This is a genomic window from Devosia sp. (assembly GCF_041917035.1).
Taxonomy (GTDB): domain Bacteria; phylum Pseudomonadota; class Alphaproteobacteria; order Rhizobiales; family Devosiaceae; genus Devosia_A.
This window is the reverse complement of the sequence record NZ_JAYRYM010000413.1, coordinates 1-2103: the sequence shown is the minus strand read 5'-3', so window position 1 is coordinate 2103 and position 2103 is coordinate 1. Positions and strand designations below refer to the sequence as shown.

The 2103-nt window shown below is 73.7% G+C and carries 2 protein-coding genes; one reads left to right on the top strand and one right to left on the bottom strand.

Translation table 11 applies throughout. The features are described from left to right. The coding region (locus ACE3TU_RS21755) for a hypothetical protein (RefSeq protein WP_374627942.1) at nucleotides 1-417 on the top strand (417 nt) is incomplete at its 5' end. On the opposite strand, the gene ACE3TU_RS21750 is transcribed toward ACE3TU_RS21755, so the two are convergent. Next, on the bottom strand, nucleotides 410-2103 hold a 1694-nt coding region (locus ACE3TU_RS21750), incomplete at its 5' end, for an FAD-dependent oxidoreductase (protein ID WP_374627941.1). The two genes, ACE3TU_RS21755 and ACE3TU_RS21750, sit on opposite strands and share 8 nt — an antisense overlap.

Here is a 2103-nt window from a genome sequence, read left to right as displayed (position 1 = left end):
CGCTGGGCGACGGTCGCCGGCGGCCTCACCACCACGGTGTCGGCGCTGATCGAGCCGCGCCTGCGCGACGTGGCCCCCGACGTCAATCGCGCCCTGCGCCGCCGCGACGGCACCGACCGGCTCGACAGCGACCTGCTGCTCTCGGCCCTCAACGGCTGCTATGTGCTGGCCGCCGTGCGGGAGAGCCGCGACTCGCTCGCCCTCAACGCCCTGTTCGACCAGACCTGGCAGCAGGTGGGCCAGGCGCTGGAGATGCATGTCCAGCGCAACCTCGAGCTGTATCGGGCCAACCCGATGGACCGCATCGTCGGCGAGCGGCTGGACGCGGCCATCAAGATGACCGAGCTGCGCTTCAACACCGAGTATGCGGACGTGCTGCGCCGGGCCCGCGAGAGCGCCGACCGGCGCGTCATGTAGCCGCGCCGCGGCGCGGGGCCTTCAGCTTCTCGACCACGCGCACTGCCACCGCGCCGCTGCCGTCGCGGGCGAACAGCAGCGTTTCGGGACTGTCCGGGACCACCGAGAGGAGGGCCAGGCCGCTGCGTTCGGCCGGCGCCGCCGCGAAGGTGACCCCGATCGCCTGCAGCGGATCGGCACTGTCGGAGCGCTCGAACACCAGGCACCCCGGCTCGAACTGCCGGCCGTCCGGCGCCGAGAGCACGCAGACCTGCGGCCGGGGCCCGAAGCGGCCGCGCAGATAGTCCGGCACTTGCGGTGTGTCGGAGGGCGGCACCGTGTCCGCCGGTAGATGCCAGCCCGCCTCGACGATGTCGCCGCTGACCGTGCAGCGCTCCGCCGCGACCTTGCCGGCATCGCGCGGTGCCAGCGCCCCGACGGCGACGGCGGCCGCCACATCGCCCAGCGTCAACGCCACCGGATGGGCGGCGAGTTCGGACCGGCCGGAGCGATCCTGCGCCGTGGCGCGGCCGGTGAGCAGCGTCGCGCCGCGATCGAGATAGGCGGCGCCCTGAGCGGCCGTGCGGTAAGGCGCCACCGGGGTCTGCGCATCGGGGGTCTCGAACGCCGCATCGATCGCCGGATCCTCGATCGGCTCGTGCGGCTGCCCGAGGCTCGCGAGGACCGCGGCCCGGCCGCTGGCGATGGCGGCGGCGGTACTCAGCCAGCCGGCGGCCGCTCCAGCCAGCGCGAAGCCGGGCACGGCACCGCGCCCCAGCAGCCGGCAGGTCGCCGCGTCCCACTCGACTTCGCCCCCGGCGGAGGTCCACAGGGAGAGTTCAGGCTGCCAGCCGCCCGCGGCGATCAACTGGTCGGTCTCGAGTGCGCTGGCATCCTGCACGATCCCGTCGATGGCAACGGCGAAGCCGACCCTGAGGCCGGGCCGGTTGCGCGCCAGCGGCTCGGCGTGGCTGGCGACCAGCCCGGAGGCCAGCGTCACCCCGACGGCCTTGCAGAAATCGACGAAACGCGAGTGCGGATTGATCCGGGTGTCGATCAACCGCTGCACCTCGATGCCGGCATCGCGCGCGTGGAGGGCCAGCCGGTAGGCGAAGCTGTGCGGCGTGTTGACCACGACCCGACGACCGGGCCACACCCCGAAGCGGCGCGCCCGCTGGAAGGCGGCGAGCGAGCCGACCACCCCGGGCGTGCGATTGCCCGGAAACACCGGCAGCCGCTCGAGCGCGCCGGTCGCGATCACCACCTGGGCGGCGCTGACCGCGATGGTGCGGCCGACGGGCTGACCTGCCTCGAGGTCGACATGGTGGACCAGCACCTCGCCCTTGAGGACGCGGATGGCCTCGGCACCCATCAGGGTGGTGAGCCTGCCCTTGCCCGCGAGGGCGGCAACGAGACGGGAAATGGTCTCCTCGGGACTCGCCTCGTTGTCCACCGCGCCGAAGAAGGGCAGGGCGCCGCCGAGGCTCAGGCTGCGCTCGACGAGAATCACCGACCGGCCGGCCGCGAGAGCGGTGGCAGCCGCGCTCAGTCCGGCGACGCCGCCACCGATGACCAGCAGCTCCGCCTCGAGCCTGCGCTCTGCCGCAAGGTTGCGCCAGGGCGCCAGCAGCGGCCAGTGTTCGCCGAAGCGATGATTGAGGGTCCGCGCCGGCCCGAGCAGCAGGTGCCGGACCCGGCCCAGCAGCC